Below are 13,720 nucleotides of genomic sequence, written 5' to 3' on the forward strand. Positions count from 1 at the left end.
CGATGGCGGACAAGGCGCTGCGGTGTGCGCGGCTGGTGGACGTGGTCGCGGGGCGGGTGCTCGACGATCAGGTGATCCTGATCGAGGGGGAGCGGGTGGTCGATGTCCGCCCTGCCGCCGAGGTCGCGTTCGAGGGTGAACTGATCGATCTGGGCGACGTGACGGTAACGCCCGGGCTGATCGATCTGCACACTCACCTGGTCGGTGTCGCGGCCTGTGGTGACTACGCGCAGGAGCTCAAGTACAGCGCCGCCCAGCAGACTCTGGCCGGGGTGCCCAACGCCCGCGACACGCTGATGGCCGGATTCACCACCGTCCGCGATGTAGGGACATTTCGGGCATTTCTGGATGTGGCACTACGGGATGCCATTGACGCCGGGCACATTCTGGGGCCCCGGATGGCGGTCGCAGGGGCGTACATCACAGTCAAGGGCGGCGGGGGCATGGTCACCGGCCTCGCCCCCGACATCGAGTTGCCGCGTGAGTTCCGGTTCGGCCAGACCTCCAGCGTGGACGACATCCGCGAGCGGGTCCGCGAGATCATCTTCAACGGCGCCGACCTGATCAAAGTGATCGCCACCGGCGCGGTCCTCGCCAACGGCACCGTCCCCGGCGCCCCCGAACTCACCGAGCCCCAGCTCCGCGCCGCCGTCGAGGAAGCCTCCTGGTACGGCCGCCACGTCGCCGCCCACGCCCACGGCGCAGAAGGCATCAAACGCGCGATCCGCGCGGGCGTGCGCTCCATCGAACACGCTTGCTTCCTCGACGACGAGGGCGTGGACCTGATGGTCGAACACGGCACCTACCTGTCCGCCGACATCTGGTGGGCCGACTGGATCACCGAGACCGGCCCGTCCCAGGGCTACGACGCCGAGCAGCTCCGCAAGAACGACGAGACCGCCGAAGCCCAGCGCACCGCGTTCGCCAAAGCCGTCAAAGCCGGCGTGAAGATCGGTTTCGGCACCGACGCGGGCGGCTTCCCGCACGGCCTCCAGGCCCGCCAGCTCGCCACCATGGTCGAGCACGGCATGACCCCCGTGGCCGCCCTCCGCGCCGCAACCCTGACCAGCGCCGAATGCATGGGCTGGGAAGACCGGGTGGGCTCGCTCACCCCCGGCCGGTACGCCGACCTGATCGCCATCCCCGGCGCCCTCGATATCCAGAAATTTCAGCACGTGCCCTTCGTGATGAAGGGCGGCACGGTCGTCAAGAACGAGCTCGGGTGAACCGCTTCTACCTCGCCGGAATCGCCGCCCTGGTCAGCGTCACCGCGATCTGGGGTTCCACATTCCCGCTGACCAAGGACATGCTGCTCCGCCTACCCGTAGCGGACCTGTACGCCGTGCGCTTCGCGATCGCGGTCGCCGTCCTGGTAGCGATCCGGCCAAGATCCCTCCTCGGACTGACCCGCCGCACCTGGCTGACCGGAATCGCCCTGGGCCTGGTGTACGGCGCCGCCCTCGTGGTCCAGACCCTCGCGCTGATCGAACTGCCGTCCTCGGTGTCGGGTTTCGTGACCGGGTCGTACCTTGTGCTGACGCCGTTACTGGCCTGGATCTGGACCAGAACCGTGCCGGAACGCAGAACCTGGGTCGCGGTCGCCCTGGCCACCGCCGGAATGGCCGCGTTCACCCTGCTCAGCGGCGGCGACACCGGCGGCGAGATCGCGCCGGGCCCGGTCGCGCTGACCCTGCTCTCCGCCGCCCTCTACGCGGTGCACATCGTCGCCCTCGGCCGCTGGTCCAGCCCCGGGGACGCGTACCCCTTGTCGATCATCCAGATCCTCACCCTGACCGTGATCATGTGGGTGGCCGCCGCGCCCGGCGGGGTGGCCATGCCCGAGACCCCCGCCGACTGGGCCGGGGTCCTCTACCTGGCCACCATCGCCGGAGCCTTCACCTTCCTGGCCCAGACCTGGGCGCAGGCCCACGTCCCGCCCACGGCCGCCGCCGTCGTCATCTCGGCGGAACCGCTGTGGGCCACCGGCTTCGCCTTCGCCCTCTACGACGAGGCGCTCACCTGGCCCGTCCTCGTCGGCGGCGCCTGCGTGGTCGCCGCGATGATCCTGGTCGCCTGGCCTCGGCGTGAGGCGGCCGTCCCCCACTGGCTTCCTGAGGAGGCGACATGTCCCGCGTCCCCCGTACCGCCCGGGCGTTGACCGAGGAGCAGGCGGACGCCGTCCGGCTGGCCCGCGACTTCGCCGCCGCCGAGATCCGGCCGCGCGCCCGGGAGGTGGACGAGGCCGATCACGTGCTGCCCCGGGAGATCTGGGCCAAAGCCGCCGGGATCGGATTGACCTCGTTCATGATTCCCGAGGCGTACGGCGGGGGCGGGGTGGCCGATCTGGTCACCCAGTGCCTGGTGCAGGAGGAGTTGTGCCATGGCGACATCGCGATCGGCAACCTGGTCACCTCCAACGGCTTCTTCGCCGCGCCCGTACTCGAACTCGGCACCGAGGAGCAGCGGAAACGCTTTCTGACGCCGCTCTGCTCCGCGGATCCGCCGCTGACCGCGCTGGCCACCACCGAGCCGGGCGTCGGCTCGGACGCCGCCGCGATCACCACCCGGGCGGTACGCGACGGCGACCACTACGTCCTGACCGGCCAGAAATCCTGGATCTCCAACGCGCCTTTCGCCGACTATTTCGTCATTTTCGCCACCGTCGCGCCGGGAACCCGGTCGAAAGGCATCACCGCATTCGTGGTCGAACGCGGCACTCCCGGCCTGACGATAGGCAACCCGATGCCCAAGATGGGCCAGCGTGGCATCGCCTGTGCTGAATTGTTCCTGGACGGGGTCAGGGTGCCGGTGGAGAACCGGCTGGGCGAGGAGGGCCAGGGCTTCTACGGCCTGATGCGCACCTTCGACGCCTCCCGCATCCTGATCGCCGCCGCCTGCACCGGCCTGTCCCGGGCCGCCCTCGACGCCGCACTCGCCTACGCGAAGGACCGCGAACAGTTCGGCGTGAGAATCATCGACCACCAGTCGGTGGCCTTCCGCCTCGCCGACATGGCCACCAAGACGGATATTTCACGACTGGTAACCATGCGTGCCGCAGAACTGTACGACACCGGCGCGACCGTGACCGAAGAGGCCGCGATCGCCAAGCTGACCGCCTCAGAACACGCGATGTGGTGCACCTGGGCAGCCGTGCAAATCCACGGCGGCTGGGGCTACTCCCGCGAGTTCCTGGTCGAGAAGTGGATGCGCGACGCCAAACTGGAAGAACTCGAGGAAGGCACCTCCGACATCCAGCGCCTGATCATCTCCCGCTCCCTGGCCCGCCGATGACCACCGCCGCGCAGGTGCTGGCGGCGACCATTCGCGCGTACGGTGTGGACCCCGTCTTCGGCATTCCCGGCACGCACAACCTCGCCATCTACCAGGCGTTGGCCGAGGCGGGCGTCCGCTGCGTCACCACCCGCCACGAGCAGGGCGCCGGCTACGCCGCCGATGGTTACGCGCGGGCGACCGGCCGCCCCGGCGTCGTCCTCACCACGACAGGCCCGGCCGTCCTCAACGCCGCCGCCGCGCTCGCCCAGGCCTACTCAGATTCGTCCCCCGTCCTGCTCATCTCACCCGGCGTCCCGCTGACCCATCCCCGCCTCGGCCGTGGTTACCTGCACGAATCCAAAGACCAGTCCCGCGCCCTGGACTCTCTCTGCGCCTGGAGCCACCGCGTCACCTCCCCCGAGGAGATCCCCGCCGCCCTCTCCCGCGCCTTCGCCTCCTTCACCGAGGGTCGCCCCCGCCCGATCCACCTGGAAATCCCGGTAGACCTCCTCGACCTCCCCACGTCCGTTCCCCCGGCCACCCCGTTCCAGGTTCCGCCCCGCGCTCCCGACCCCACTGCCATCGCCTCCGCCGCCACCCTGCTCGGTACGGCCCTGCGCCCCGCGATCGTCCTCGGCGGCGGCGTCCACCACTCCCACGCCGACCACTCACACGTCCATCGCTCCCGCGCCGGGACCCTCGCCCTCACGTTGGCCGAACGCACCGGCGCACCCGTTGTCACCACGGCCAACGGCAAAGCGGCCGTCCCCGAGTCGCACCCGCTGGCCCTCGGCGCGACCCTGCACCTGCCGGCCGTCCAGACCTGGCTGGCCACGTGCGACGTCGTCCTCGCGATCGGCACCGAACTGGCCCCCTCTGACTTCTGGATAGACGACTTCCGCCTGACCGGCCACCTCATCAGAATCGACGTCGATCCCGCCCAGATGCACGGCGACCACCCCGCCACGATCCCGATCGTCGCCGACGCGTTCCTTGCCTTGAACGCCCTGCTCATCCATCCGGCGATACCTCAGATACCGGAACACGTTCCGCGGGAGCCACTGGACGCCGAGTCACTCGCGGAGCGGCGGGATTCCGTTGTCCGGTCAGGGCCGGATGCCGAGTGGCTCGCGGACCGACCGGAATCCGTTGTCCGGGCAGGGTGGGATGCCGAGTCGCTCGCGGATCGACCGGAATCCGTTCTCCAGGCTGGCTTGGATGCCGAGTCGCTCGCGGGGCGGTCGGATTCCGTTCTCTGGGCTCAGCGGGATGCCGAGTTGGAGGCGCTTGCGGGTCGGTGGGGTTCCCAGCTCAAGGCCGTCAGGGATGTGCTTCCTGCGGACACGATCGTGACCGCTGACAGCTCGATGTTCTGCTACTACGGTGCGCTCGGCGGTCTGCCGGTTGATCCGCCGGGGCGGTTCCTCTATCCGACCGGCTTCGGCACGCTGGGCTTCGCGCTCCCCGCCGCCATCGGAGCCAAGATCGCCTACCCGGAAAGGCCGGTCGCTGTGCTGGCCGGGGACGGCGCGTTTCAGTTCAGCGTCCAGGAACTGGCCACAGCGGTGGAACTCGGCCTCCCGTTGCCGATTGTGATCTCCGTCAACGGTGGATACGGAGAGATCCGGGCGGAAATGGTGGCGCGCGGCATGTCGCCCGTGGCGGTCGATCTGCACAATCCCGACTTCGTTGGTCTCGCCGTGGCGTACGGCGCTGGCGGGGTTGCCGTGGACACGCCGGAGGAGCTCGGGGAGGCGGTTGGGAAGGCGTTGCACGCTTCGGGGCCCACTGTGATCGTTTTGAGGGAGGCGTGATGGCGCGGGAGCCGTACCTGAAGGTGACCTGGACCGATGAGGTGACCGGGCGGCCGGGATATCTGGTCATCGACCGGCTGGGCCGGGGGGTGAGCAGTGGCGGGTTGCGGATGCGGGCCGGGGTCACGCTGGCTGAGGTCGCGGACCTGGCTCTGGGGATGAGCCGTAAGGAGGCGCTGGCCTATGAGCCGGGGCTGCGGTATCAGCCGCTGGGTGGGGCCAAGGGCGGTATCGACTGTGATCCGCTCGATCCGGGGGCGGCTGGGATGTTGCGGCGGTACATCAGCGCCATGAAGCCGCTGCTGCAGACGTATTGGGCGACCGGTGAGGATCTGGGCCTGCGGCAGGAGTCGATCGACGCCGCCTGCCAGGAGGCGGGACTGCGCACGTCCATCGACGCCGTTTTGCCGCTGCTCCCCGACCCGGACGCGGCGCTGAAAGGCCTCGACGAGGCGTTCTCGGTGACCGTCGATGGGATCGGACTCGGTGATCTCGCTGGGGGCTGCGGAGTGGCGGAGGCGGCGCTGACCGCCCTCGATCTGGTGATCCCCGATCGCCGGGCGACGGCGGTGATCCAGGGGTTCGGGTCGATGGGCGGCGCGACCGCGCGTTTCCTCGCCCGGGCGGGGGTCCTGGTGGTCGGCATCGCCGACAGCGAGGGCGTGGTCGCCAACCCGGACGGGCTGGACGTGGAGACGCTTCTGCTCACCCGGGACGAACACGGACGCATCGACCGTTCCCGGCTGCGCGTCACCGACGAGAAACTGCCCAGGGACGCCTGGCTCGACCTGGAGTGCGATGTGCTGGTTCCGGCGGCGGTGTCGTACTGCATCGGCATTGACGAAGCCCCGAGGGTGACCTCGCGCCTGATCGTCGAAGCCGCCAACTGCCCGGTGACGCCGGACGCCGAAGCACTGCTCCGGGACTTCGGCGTGATCGTCGTCCCAGACGTGGTCGCCAACTCGGCCACCAACTCCTGGTGGTGGTGGACGCTGTTCGGCGACATCCCCGCCGAAGCCGACGCCGCGTTCGCCAAGATCCGCTCCTGGATGCGCCGAGTGGTCACCGACATCCTCACCGAGGCCACGACCACCGGCATGCTGCCCCGCGAGATCGCCCACACGCTCAGCGAACGCATCCTGGAAACCCGATGAACCGCCGGTTCGTGCCGTGTTTTGTCGCGGTTGGTGAGAATGATCGGGAGGGTGCGTGAACGGTCTGTTCGACCCCTGTTCTGTCGCGGTGGTGGGTGCGTCGGATGACCCGGCCAAATGGGGTTACTGGCTGGCCAAGGGTGCGTTGCGTGGGGTCGGTCGTCGAGAGGTGTATCTGATCAATGGCCGGGCCGGGCAGGTTCAAGGCCAGCATGCCTATCGACAGCTTTCCGATCTTCCGAAATTTCCGGAACTGGTGGCGATTGTCACGCCGCCCGCTTCGTATGAAGCCGTTGTCGAGGACGCGCTTTCGGCAGGTGCGCGTTATCTCGTTGGCATCACCGCCGGGGTCGACCGTGCCTACCCCGGCGGTCATGCGGCCCTGGCCGCCCGCGTCCGCGCCGCCGGGGCCCGCCTGCTTGGTCCCACCTGCATGGGTGTGTATGACGGCGCCACCGACCTCGCCCTCACCTGGGGTTCCCTGACTCCGGGCCCGATCGGCGTGGTCTCGCAGAGCGGCTCGGTCGGCCTCGAAATCGGCTACCTGGCCACGCGCGCGGGCCTCGGCCTCTCGCGTTTCGTGTCCGTCGGGGCCCAAGCAGACCTCACTACCGCGGACCTGCTCGACCCGGTCATCACCGCACCCAACACCCGGGTCGTCATCCTCTACCTGGAAGACCTGTCCCTCGGGCGCTCCCTCATCACTTTCGCCGACCGGGCGAGGGCGCTAGGCAAACGTGTCATCCTGCTGGCCGTCGGGGGCTCGGCGGCGGGCGAACGCGCGATCAACTCCCATACCGGTGCCCTTGCCACCCCCGACACGGCGGTGAACGCGCTCTGTGACGCGGCCGGTGTCATCCGCGTCCACACCCCGGCCCAAGCGGTCAACGCCGCCCAGATCTGCCTGGCCGGCCTCCCTTCGAGGAAGCCGCGCCTGGCCGTGGTGGCCGACAGCGGCGGGCAGGGCGCGCTGGCGGCCGAGTTCGCCGAACGCGCGGGACTTGAGGTGCCCGCACTGTCCCCGGAGACCATCGAAGTCCTCGCGAAGATGCTCCCGGCGGACGCGGGACTGGCCAACCCCATCGACCTCGCAGGGGCCGGTGAAGCCGATCTCGGGATATATCCGCGTGTGGCCCACGCGGTCGCCGCCGACGTCGACGTGGTCCTTTTAACCGGATATTTCGGGGCTTACGCGGCCGACAGCCCGGCGCTCCGCGACATCGAGGAGACCGCCGCACGCGACCTCCCCTGGGGCCGATGCCTGGTGCACACCATGCGAACCGACGGCCCCACGACCGACATACTTCGCCGCGGCGGCTTCCCCGTCTTCGACACGATCGACGACCCCATCAACGCCCTTGCCGCGACTTTCCACGCGAACGAGGGAATCCGCCCAACATCGGACCCGGCACCCGGCGAAGCCCACGACACTCGTCCGGCACCCGAGGCAGTCACTGGGATCGGTCTGGTACGGCAGGGACCCGCTGGCGGTGGTCTGGTGCCCGAGAGAGTCACTGGGATCGGTCCGGTACGGCAGGATCCCGCTGGCGGTGGTCTGGTGCCCGAGAGAGTCACTGGGATCGGTCCGGTACGGCAGGATCCCGCTGGCAGTGGTCTGGCGCCCGAGAGAGTCACTGGAATAGGTCCGGCACATCAGGAACCCGCTGACGGTGGATTGGCACGCGCGGGAGCCACTGGGATCGGTCCGGCAGGTCAGGAACTTGCTGACGGTGGATTGGTGGGAGCCACTGACATGGGTCCGGCACCCAGTGAGAACGCTGATGTTGGTCCCGTCGGTGGAGTTGACCGCATTCGGGCGGAGCTGGTCGCCAGAGGTGTGGTGTTTCCCGAAGGGGGATTCGCCGCCACTGCCGACGAGGCCGCGCGGTTGGCCGCTCGGCTTGGTGGGACGGTGGTGCTCAAGGCTGTTGGGCCTGTGCACAAGACCGAGGTGGGTGGGGTCGTGCTGGGGCTCACGTCGGCGGGAGCCGTACACGAGCGGGCTGTGGAGATGGGCGGGCGGCTGGAGCTGGCCGGGTTTTGGGTGGAGCGGCAGGTGGGAGGAGGGGTGGAGCTCATTGTCGGGGCGTACCGGGATCGGGAGGTGGGGGTGCTGGTCACGGTTGGGAGTGGGGGAGTGCTGGCCGAGTTGGTCGCCGATACGGCGACCGCGCTTGGGCCGCTCGATCATGAGGGGGCGCTGCGGCTGATCGGCCGGACGAAGGCCGCCCGGATGCTGGACGGCTGGCGGGGTGCGCCGCCGTGCGACCGGGATGCGGTCGCACGAGTGGTGGTGGCGGTGGGGCAGGTGCTCGCGGCCCATCCCGAGCTCTCCGGAGTGGAACTCAACCCGCTACTGGCAAGGCCAAGGGACAGCTTTGCCCTTGATCTTCTTGCAACACTCCGCGACCCGTAAAGGGGCGGCTGGAAGCGGCGATTCGCGCTAATCTCGACCCGGGCCGCGCCGCCCCCATAGTCTCTGCGCCTTGCTTATATGCCTGAGGCCAGGCTGCGCCTAGTCTGAATTCAACCCGGTAAAGCCTGGAGTCGCTTGTGCCAGAGATTTGCGACGTCGCCATCATCGGTGGCGGAGTGATCGGCAGTGCGATCGCCTACGACCTCAGCTCTGAGGGCCGCAGCGTGATCCTCGTGGACGCTGCGGAGGACCTCGGCCTCGGCGCCTCCGACGCGGCCATGGGTGGCATTCTCACCCAGACCGAGACCGCCTGCCTGGGACCGCTGAGCAGCGTCATCCGCCGCAGCCGCGACCTCTACGAGCCATGGCTGGGCCGGCTCAGGAAGGAGTCCGGCGTCGAGGTGAACGTGCTCGGCGGCGGCGACATCCAGGTCGCGCTGGACCGCCAGGAGATGGACCGGCTGCTCAGCGAGGTGCTGCCGCGCTGGATCGAGGCGCCGTTCGAGGTCCGCCAGCTCACCGCCGCCGAGGCACGGGACCTGGAGCCGCTGCTGAGCGACCGGGTGGTGGGCGCGTTCCTGCTGCACGAGGAGCTCGCGCTGGACCCGCGCGAGCTGATGGTCGCGCTGCGCCGCGCGATCGGCCGCTCCTCGGTCACGCTCCGGCTGAGCACCCGCGCGGTCCGGGTCGACTCGGGTCCGGCCGCCGCCGAGGTGGTGCTGGCCGACGGCTCGGTGATCCAGGCGGGCACCGTCGTGGTCGCCGCCGGCTACCTGAGCGGCACGCTGCTGCCCAAGCTCGCCGACCTGATCTTCCCGATCAAGGGCGAGGCGTTCGACCTGCGCCCGCCGGGCGTCACCGGCTACCCGCTCGACCACCACGTCTTCGCCGAGATCGACTGCGGCGACGAGCGCGGCTACCCCTACCTGGTGCCCCGCCACGACGGCCGGGTCGCCGTCGGCGTGACGTACGAGGAGAACGTCTTCGACGACACGCCCACCGCCAAGGGCTTGCGCGACATCCGCTCCTGGACCAGCACGGTGATGCCGGCCACCGCCGACTGGTCGCTGGAACGGCACTGGGCGGGGCTGCGCCCGGCCAGCCCGGACCACGTCCCGATCGTCGGTTACGTGGACGAGCACCAGCGCCTGCTCGCCGCGACCGGCCACTCCGGCCTCGGCGTGACGCTGGCCCCGGTGACGGCGGAGATGGTGACCGACCTGATCCACGGCCGGACCGCCGATCCGGAATTCCAGGAGCGGATGAGGATCTGCAGCCCCGACCGGGACTTCACTGATCCAGCGTTGTCGCCAGCTCCCACAGCTCTCTGAACCGCTCGATCCGCTGCCGCACCCGGGGCCGCTCCAGGATCAGCAGGGTGCGTACGAACGTGTGGGTGACCAGCTCACCCACCGACAGCGTGTTGGACGCCATGATCTCGTAGCTGACCACGCCGTCGAAGACGATGAAGTCGTCCACGCCGAGCGCCGAGGTGAGCTGGCTCGCGGTGAGCACCCGCACGTCCACGCCCGCCGCGACGTGCATCCTGCTGATCTGCTGAAATGTCTCCGATTGCACGCGCTCGGGCGTGTCGACGTAGAAGATGCGGCGGATGGTGACCCCGGCCTTGGCGCGCTCCCGCTGGATCTCCAGGTAGCGCTGCCCGGCGTCGGTGATCCAGAATCCGCCGTCGAACTCGCCCGGACCCTGGTCCACCACGGCCAGGCTGAGCGCGTCGATGCTGAGCTCCACATTCCTGGCCAGGCCGAGCAGCCAGTCCCGGTCCTCGCCCTCGTAGGTGACGTCGCCCTCGCCCAGCTCGCGCAGCAGGGTGGAGATGCGCTCGATCTCGGACTGCGCGAACTTCTGGATCAAGGGCGGCATTTCCTTGTCCACCCCCGTGGCGTTGCGCACCAGCTGCGTCACCAGGTCGATCTGCACCGCCGACGCCTCCACCAGGCCGAACAGCTCGGTCGCCTCATCGATCCTGGACAGCCCGTCACGCAATTCCTGCCGGACGGCGTCGTTCTGTTTCTCCACCGCGATCAGGTGCTGCGCGACGAACGCCGCCGACGCCGCGAACAACGAGATGAGGATGCTCCACATGTCGTTGACGCCGAGACCCCCGCCCTGGAACAGCTCGGAAACGCCCCAGACGATGCCGCCGAAGACGAAGCTGATGAGGATCTTCACGAACGAGGGGTTGATCGAATCTACATCGAACTCCGACTTCCGGTCGGCCATAGATCATCCGTTTGTCTCGCGCAGGAGGGCCAGAGTGTTGACCGCGAGCTGGTCGCGGATTCGTTCGACTAGGGACTGCCACTGCCGGGAGAAACCGGGCGTGCGTTCCAGGCTCTCCCATAGCGCGGCCAGCGACGGATGGATCCTCGCCCCGGGCATCCACAGGTGCAGCAGCGTGTCGACGGCCGGGGCGAGCCGGGCCGACACCTCGGGACGGGAGGCGCCGCCGATGCGGGCCCTCTGGACGATGGTCAACAGGGTGGTCAGCAGCCAGTCGTGCAGCGCGAGATCCTCACACAGGTCCACGACGGCGGGAGAGAACTCTCCCTGGTGGGTGACTTTGAGCGTGCGCTCCTGGCCTTCGCCGAGCGTGAAGTGCACGCCGGGCTCGCCGGTCTCGGCCACCCAGCGCAGCCGGGTCCGGTTGCTGCGGAACGGCGCCCGCAGATCCAGCACCGGCGACTCCTGGACCACGTCCATGAACCGGTCGCTGACCGAGCCCAGGTCCAGGTGCTCGCCGGGCGCGCCGAAGGCCAGGAACCCGTCGGCCACGTCGGGCCCGGACACCTTGCCCAGCACCTCGACCACGCCGGGCCTGGCCAGGTAGTGCGACCAGGGCAGCCGGTAGTTGACCTCGCCGCGCGTCACCCGGACGTACGAGGAGCCCTGCAGCACCCGGCCACCGGTGATCGAGGACCGGGAGACCACCGTGCCGACCCCGCGGATGCGGGCGCGGGAGGCGGACGGCAGCCGGCAGTCCACGCCGGTGAGCAGGTCGGGCGAGACCGCGTACACGATCGGCCGCCGGGACATCCGCACCCGCTCCCCGGCGAGCAGCCCGAGCACCGCCTGGTGATCCCGCTCCTCGATCTCCGCCGAGTTCTGCAGCAGACCGGTACGGACTTCTCCCATGATCAGCATGTCGCCCCCGACCGAGGATGGCCTAGAGAAAGAGGATGGCCTAGAGAAATACGTAGGAGATGCGATCGACCAGCTCTTCTTCGAGCCGCAGGTCCTCGTCGGAGCTCCGGCTGAGCACCTGCTTGAGGACTTCCTCGTCCACCGAGACCTGGCTGAGAATCGTACGCACAGCCAGCTCCACCTGCAGGAACCGGGTCGACAGAACGGACAGGGTCGTGTACGCGCTGAACGGCGTAGCCGACGAGTTCAACTTCACCACCGGCGGAAGATTATCCCAGCTCGTGGGAAATCCTCCGTCGACCGCCACCGGCTGCACCGGCAGCTGCCCCTCGTTGCGCAGCAGCCCGAGCCGCAGCAACTGCCACACCGCGGCCAGAAACGGACACGACCACGTGCGCCCCCGGCTGTCGTCGTTCCACAGCTCGACGTCCACGAAGATGGAGTGCCCGCGCTTGGCGTTCTGGGTGGGCGCCTCCCATCGCACCGCCGTCTTCATCGCCTGGCCGGAACCGGCGACCGGCGAGCGGGTCCCGTTGGCCAGCCAGCCCGTCTCGTGGGTGGGCGGGCGCCAGCCCCGGGTGCCCGGCGGCGGATCGGGCACCAGCCGGTCCTCCACCAGCTTGGCCAGCTTCACCCCGTCCGCCTCCGCGCACGCCGACTCCCTGGCCAGATAGTCGATGACCAGGTCGTTCTCGGCGGCCGCCGTCAGGATCATGGGCACCAGCTCGCTGGGCGTGCTGAACCGGCTGAAGTAGTCGTCGATCAGGAAGCAGGTGCTGATCCTGGCCCGGCCGCCTGGCGTGCGGCTCTGCCAGCTGCGGCGTACGGTCTCCAGCCAGGGGGCGACCGCGGCGAACTGCCGGCGCAGCCGGTCGGGACCGGCCTGGAAGTCCTCCATGTAGAGGTGGCCGAGCTCGACCGAGACGTGGGACAGCGGCCCCGACTTGATCTGGCGTTCCGCCGTGACTTCGCTGAAGGACGTCACAGGCCCTCCCACGCGGTGTCGTCGACGATCTTCTTGGCCAGGTCGTCGAAGGCGAACACGGTCTCCGGATTGGCGATCTCGGTGCCGGCCACGTCATCGTCGGAGATCAGCTGCTCCCGCCACTGCAGCACCGGGTCGAGCGGGACCTTGCCGAGCATGGTGGTGAGGCCGACGCCGTGCCTGGTGGCCAGCTCGCGCAGCTCCCGGTCGATCTCGTTCAGCCAGGAGCGCTGGGCCGGGCGCAGGTGGGCGAAGTCGCCGGAGCCCAGTTCCAGCACGGCGGTGCGGACGAACCTGATCCGGTCGATCAGCGCGTCCCGGTCGTGGCCGTGCTCCACGCCCACGTCCAGGAGCCCGTGGTCGCCCCGGACCAGGCCGTTGGCGGCGATGATGTGCTGCCGGGTCCAGCGGTGGAAGACCAGCCAGCGGGCGGGGATGCGGGGCAACTGGGCGGTGGCGGCCAGGGCCAGGTGGGCGGCGAAGGAGCGGCCCGCGCTCAGGTCCACCATGATCAGGTCGAACTGCTCGTGCAGGCCGGCGAACAGCCGGACGCAGCGTTTGAGCATCTCCCCGTCGAAGGTGGCGAACTCGCCGCCGCCCTCGTCGCCGGGGAAGAGCACCATCTGCCCGGCTCCGGCGGGCTTGGCGCGGATCGTGTCGCGGTCCGACTCGGTCCACACGTCGATTCGGGTGGGTTCGGGGATCTCGCCTTCCAGGTAGCGGTGCATGCCGCCCTTGGTGGTGCCCCGGGAGGCCGTGCTGACCCGGAAGATCGCGCCGACCGTGGGGGAGCCGAAGTCGAAGTCCAGATAACAGACGTCCTGGCCCTGCAGCGCCCGCCGGTAGACGATGTTGCTGCTGGTCACCGACCGTCCGGTGCCACCCTTGTCGGAGATGGCGAACACGAGCATCG

At 69.3% G+C, this 13,720-nt stretch carries 11 protein-coding genes; 7 read left to right on the plus strand and 4 right to left on the minus strand.

What is annotated here, in order from left to right:
- Positions 1–2 precede the first annotated feature (2 nt).
- From ABGB08_RS28425 to ABGB08_RS28455, 7 genes are all read left to right on the plus strand, one after another.
- Positions 3–1,226 (plus strand): amidohydrolase family protein, encoded by a 1,224-nt coding sequence (locus ABGB08_RS28425; protein ID WP_347595829.1) that lies wholly within the window; start codon positions 3–5, stop codon positions 1,224–1,226.
- Positions 1,223–2,158, plus strand: a complete 936-nt coding sequence (locus ABGB08_RS28430; RefSeq protein ID WP_347595832.1) for a DMT family transporter — start codon at positions 1,223–1,225, stop codon at positions 2,156–2,158. The genes ABGB08_RS28425 and ABGB08_RS28430 overlap by 4 nt, the downstream gene beginning before the upstream one ends.
- Entirely contained in the window at positions 2,125–3,291 is a 1,167-nt protein-coding gene (locus ABGB08_RS28435; protein WP_347595835.1) for an acyl-CoA dehydrogenase family protein, read from the plus strand. Before ABGB08_RS28430 ends, ABGB08_RS28435 begins: the two co-directional genes overlap by 34 nt.
- Entirely contained in the window at positions 3,288–5,087 is a 1,800-nt protein-coding gene (locus ABGB08_RS28440; protein ID WP_347595838.1) for a thiamine pyrophosphate-binding protein, read from the plus strand. Before ABGB08_RS28435 ends, ABGB08_RS28440 begins: the two co-directional genes overlap by 4 nt.
- Positions 5,087–6,241, plus strand: coding sequence for a Glu/Leu/Phe/Val dehydrogenase dimerization domain-containing protein (locus tag ABGB08_RS28445; protein ID WP_347595841.1), 1,155 nt, complete (start codon positions 5,087–5,089; stop codon positions 6,239–6,241). Before ABGB08_RS28440 ends, ABGB08_RS28445 begins: the two co-directional genes overlap by 1 nt.
- Before the next feature lie 55 nt (positions 6,242–6,296).
- Entirely contained in the window at positions 6,297–8,657 is a 2,361-nt protein-coding gene (locus ABGB08_RS28450) for an acetate--CoA ligase family protein (RefSeq protein ID WP_347595844.1), read from the plus strand.
- A 137-nt stretch (positions 8,658–8,794) separates the two neighbouring features.
- A complete protein-coding gene (locus tag ABGB08_RS28455) occupies positions 8,795–9,988 on the plus strand; it encodes an FAD-dependent oxidoreductase (RefSeq protein ID WP_347595847.1) in 1,194 nt (397 codons plus the stop codon).
- On the opposite strand, the gene ABGB08_RS28460 is transcribed toward ABGB08_RS28455, so the two are convergent.
- Genes ABGB08_RS28460 through ABGB08_RS28475 form a run of 4 tightly spaced genes read right to left on the minus strand, consistent with a single transcriptional unit; the run spans position 9,948 to position 13,718 of the window.
- Complete coding sequence (locus ABGB08_RS28460; RefSeq protein WP_347595850.1) at positions 9,948–10,901, minus strand: DUF6879 family protein; 954 nt, start codon at positions 10,899–10,901, stop codon at positions 9,948–9,950. The two genes, ABGB08_RS28455 and ABGB08_RS28460, sit on opposite strands and share 41 nt — an antisense overlap.
- Before the next feature lie 3 nt (positions 10,902–10,904).
- A complete protein-coding gene (locus ABGB08_RS28465; RefSeq protein WP_155356789.1) occupies positions 10,905–11,822 on the minus strand; it encodes an SCO2521 family protein in 918 nt (305 codons plus the stop codon).
- Between the two features lie 40 nt (positions 11,823–11,862).
- Complete coding sequence (locus ABGB08_RS28470) at positions 11,863–12,807, minus strand: SCO2522 family protein (protein ID WP_155356790.1); 945 nt, start codon at positions 12,805–12,807, stop codon at positions 11,863–11,865.
- Positions 12,804–13,718 carry an SCO2523 family variant P-loop protein gene (locus ABGB08_RS28475; protein WP_155344114.1) on the minus strand — a complete coding sequence of 305 codons (915 nt, stop codon included), beginning with the start codon at positions 13,716–13,718 and terminating at the stop codon, positions 12,804–12,806. Before ABGB08_RS28475 ends, ABGB08_RS28470 begins: the two co-directional genes overlap by 4 nt.
- Between the last annotated feature and the right edge of the window lie 2 nt (positions 13,719–13,720).

Origin of the sequence: Acrocarpospora sp. B8E8 (genome assembly GCF_039871605.1) — a bacterium.
GTDB classification, from domain to species: Bacteria; Actinomycetota; Actinomycetes; order Streptosporangiales; family Streptosporangiaceae; genus Acrocarpospora; species Acrocarpospora macrocephala.

What these genes read in the sequence shown, in the direction of transcription:
- ABGB08_RS28465 (WP_155356789.1), bottom strand. Translation starts at nt 11,822, where the DNA reads ATGCTGATCATGGGAGAAGTCCGTACCGGTCTGCTGCAGAACTCGGCG.
- ABGB08_RS28460 (WP_347595850.1), bottom strand. Translation starts at nt 10,901, where the DNA reads ATGGCCGACCGGAAGTCGGAGTTCGATGTAGATTCGATCAACCCCTCG.
- ABGB08_RS28475 (WP_155344114.1), bottom strand. Translation starts at nt 13,718, where the DNA reads ATGCTCGTGTTCGCCATCTCCGACAAGGGTGGCACCGGACGGTCGGTG.
- ABGB08_RS28435 (WP_347595835.1), top strand. Translation starts at nt 2,125, where the DNA reads ATGTCCCGCGTCCCCCGTACCGCCCGGGCGTTGACCGAGGAGCAGGCG.
- ABGB08_RS28445 (WP_347595841.1), top strand. Translation starts at nt 5,087, where the DNA reads ATGGCGCGGGAGCCGTACCTGAAGGTGACCTGGACCGATGAGGTGACC.
- ABGB08_RS28425 (WP_347595829.1), top strand. Translation starts at nt 3, where the DNA reads ATGGCGGACAAGGCGCTGCGGTGTGCGCGGCTGGTGGACGTGGTCGCG.
- ABGB08_RS28440 (WP_347595838.1), top strand. Translation starts at nt 3,288, where the DNA reads ATGACCACCGCCGCGCAGGTGCTGGCGGCGACCATTCGCGCGTACGGT.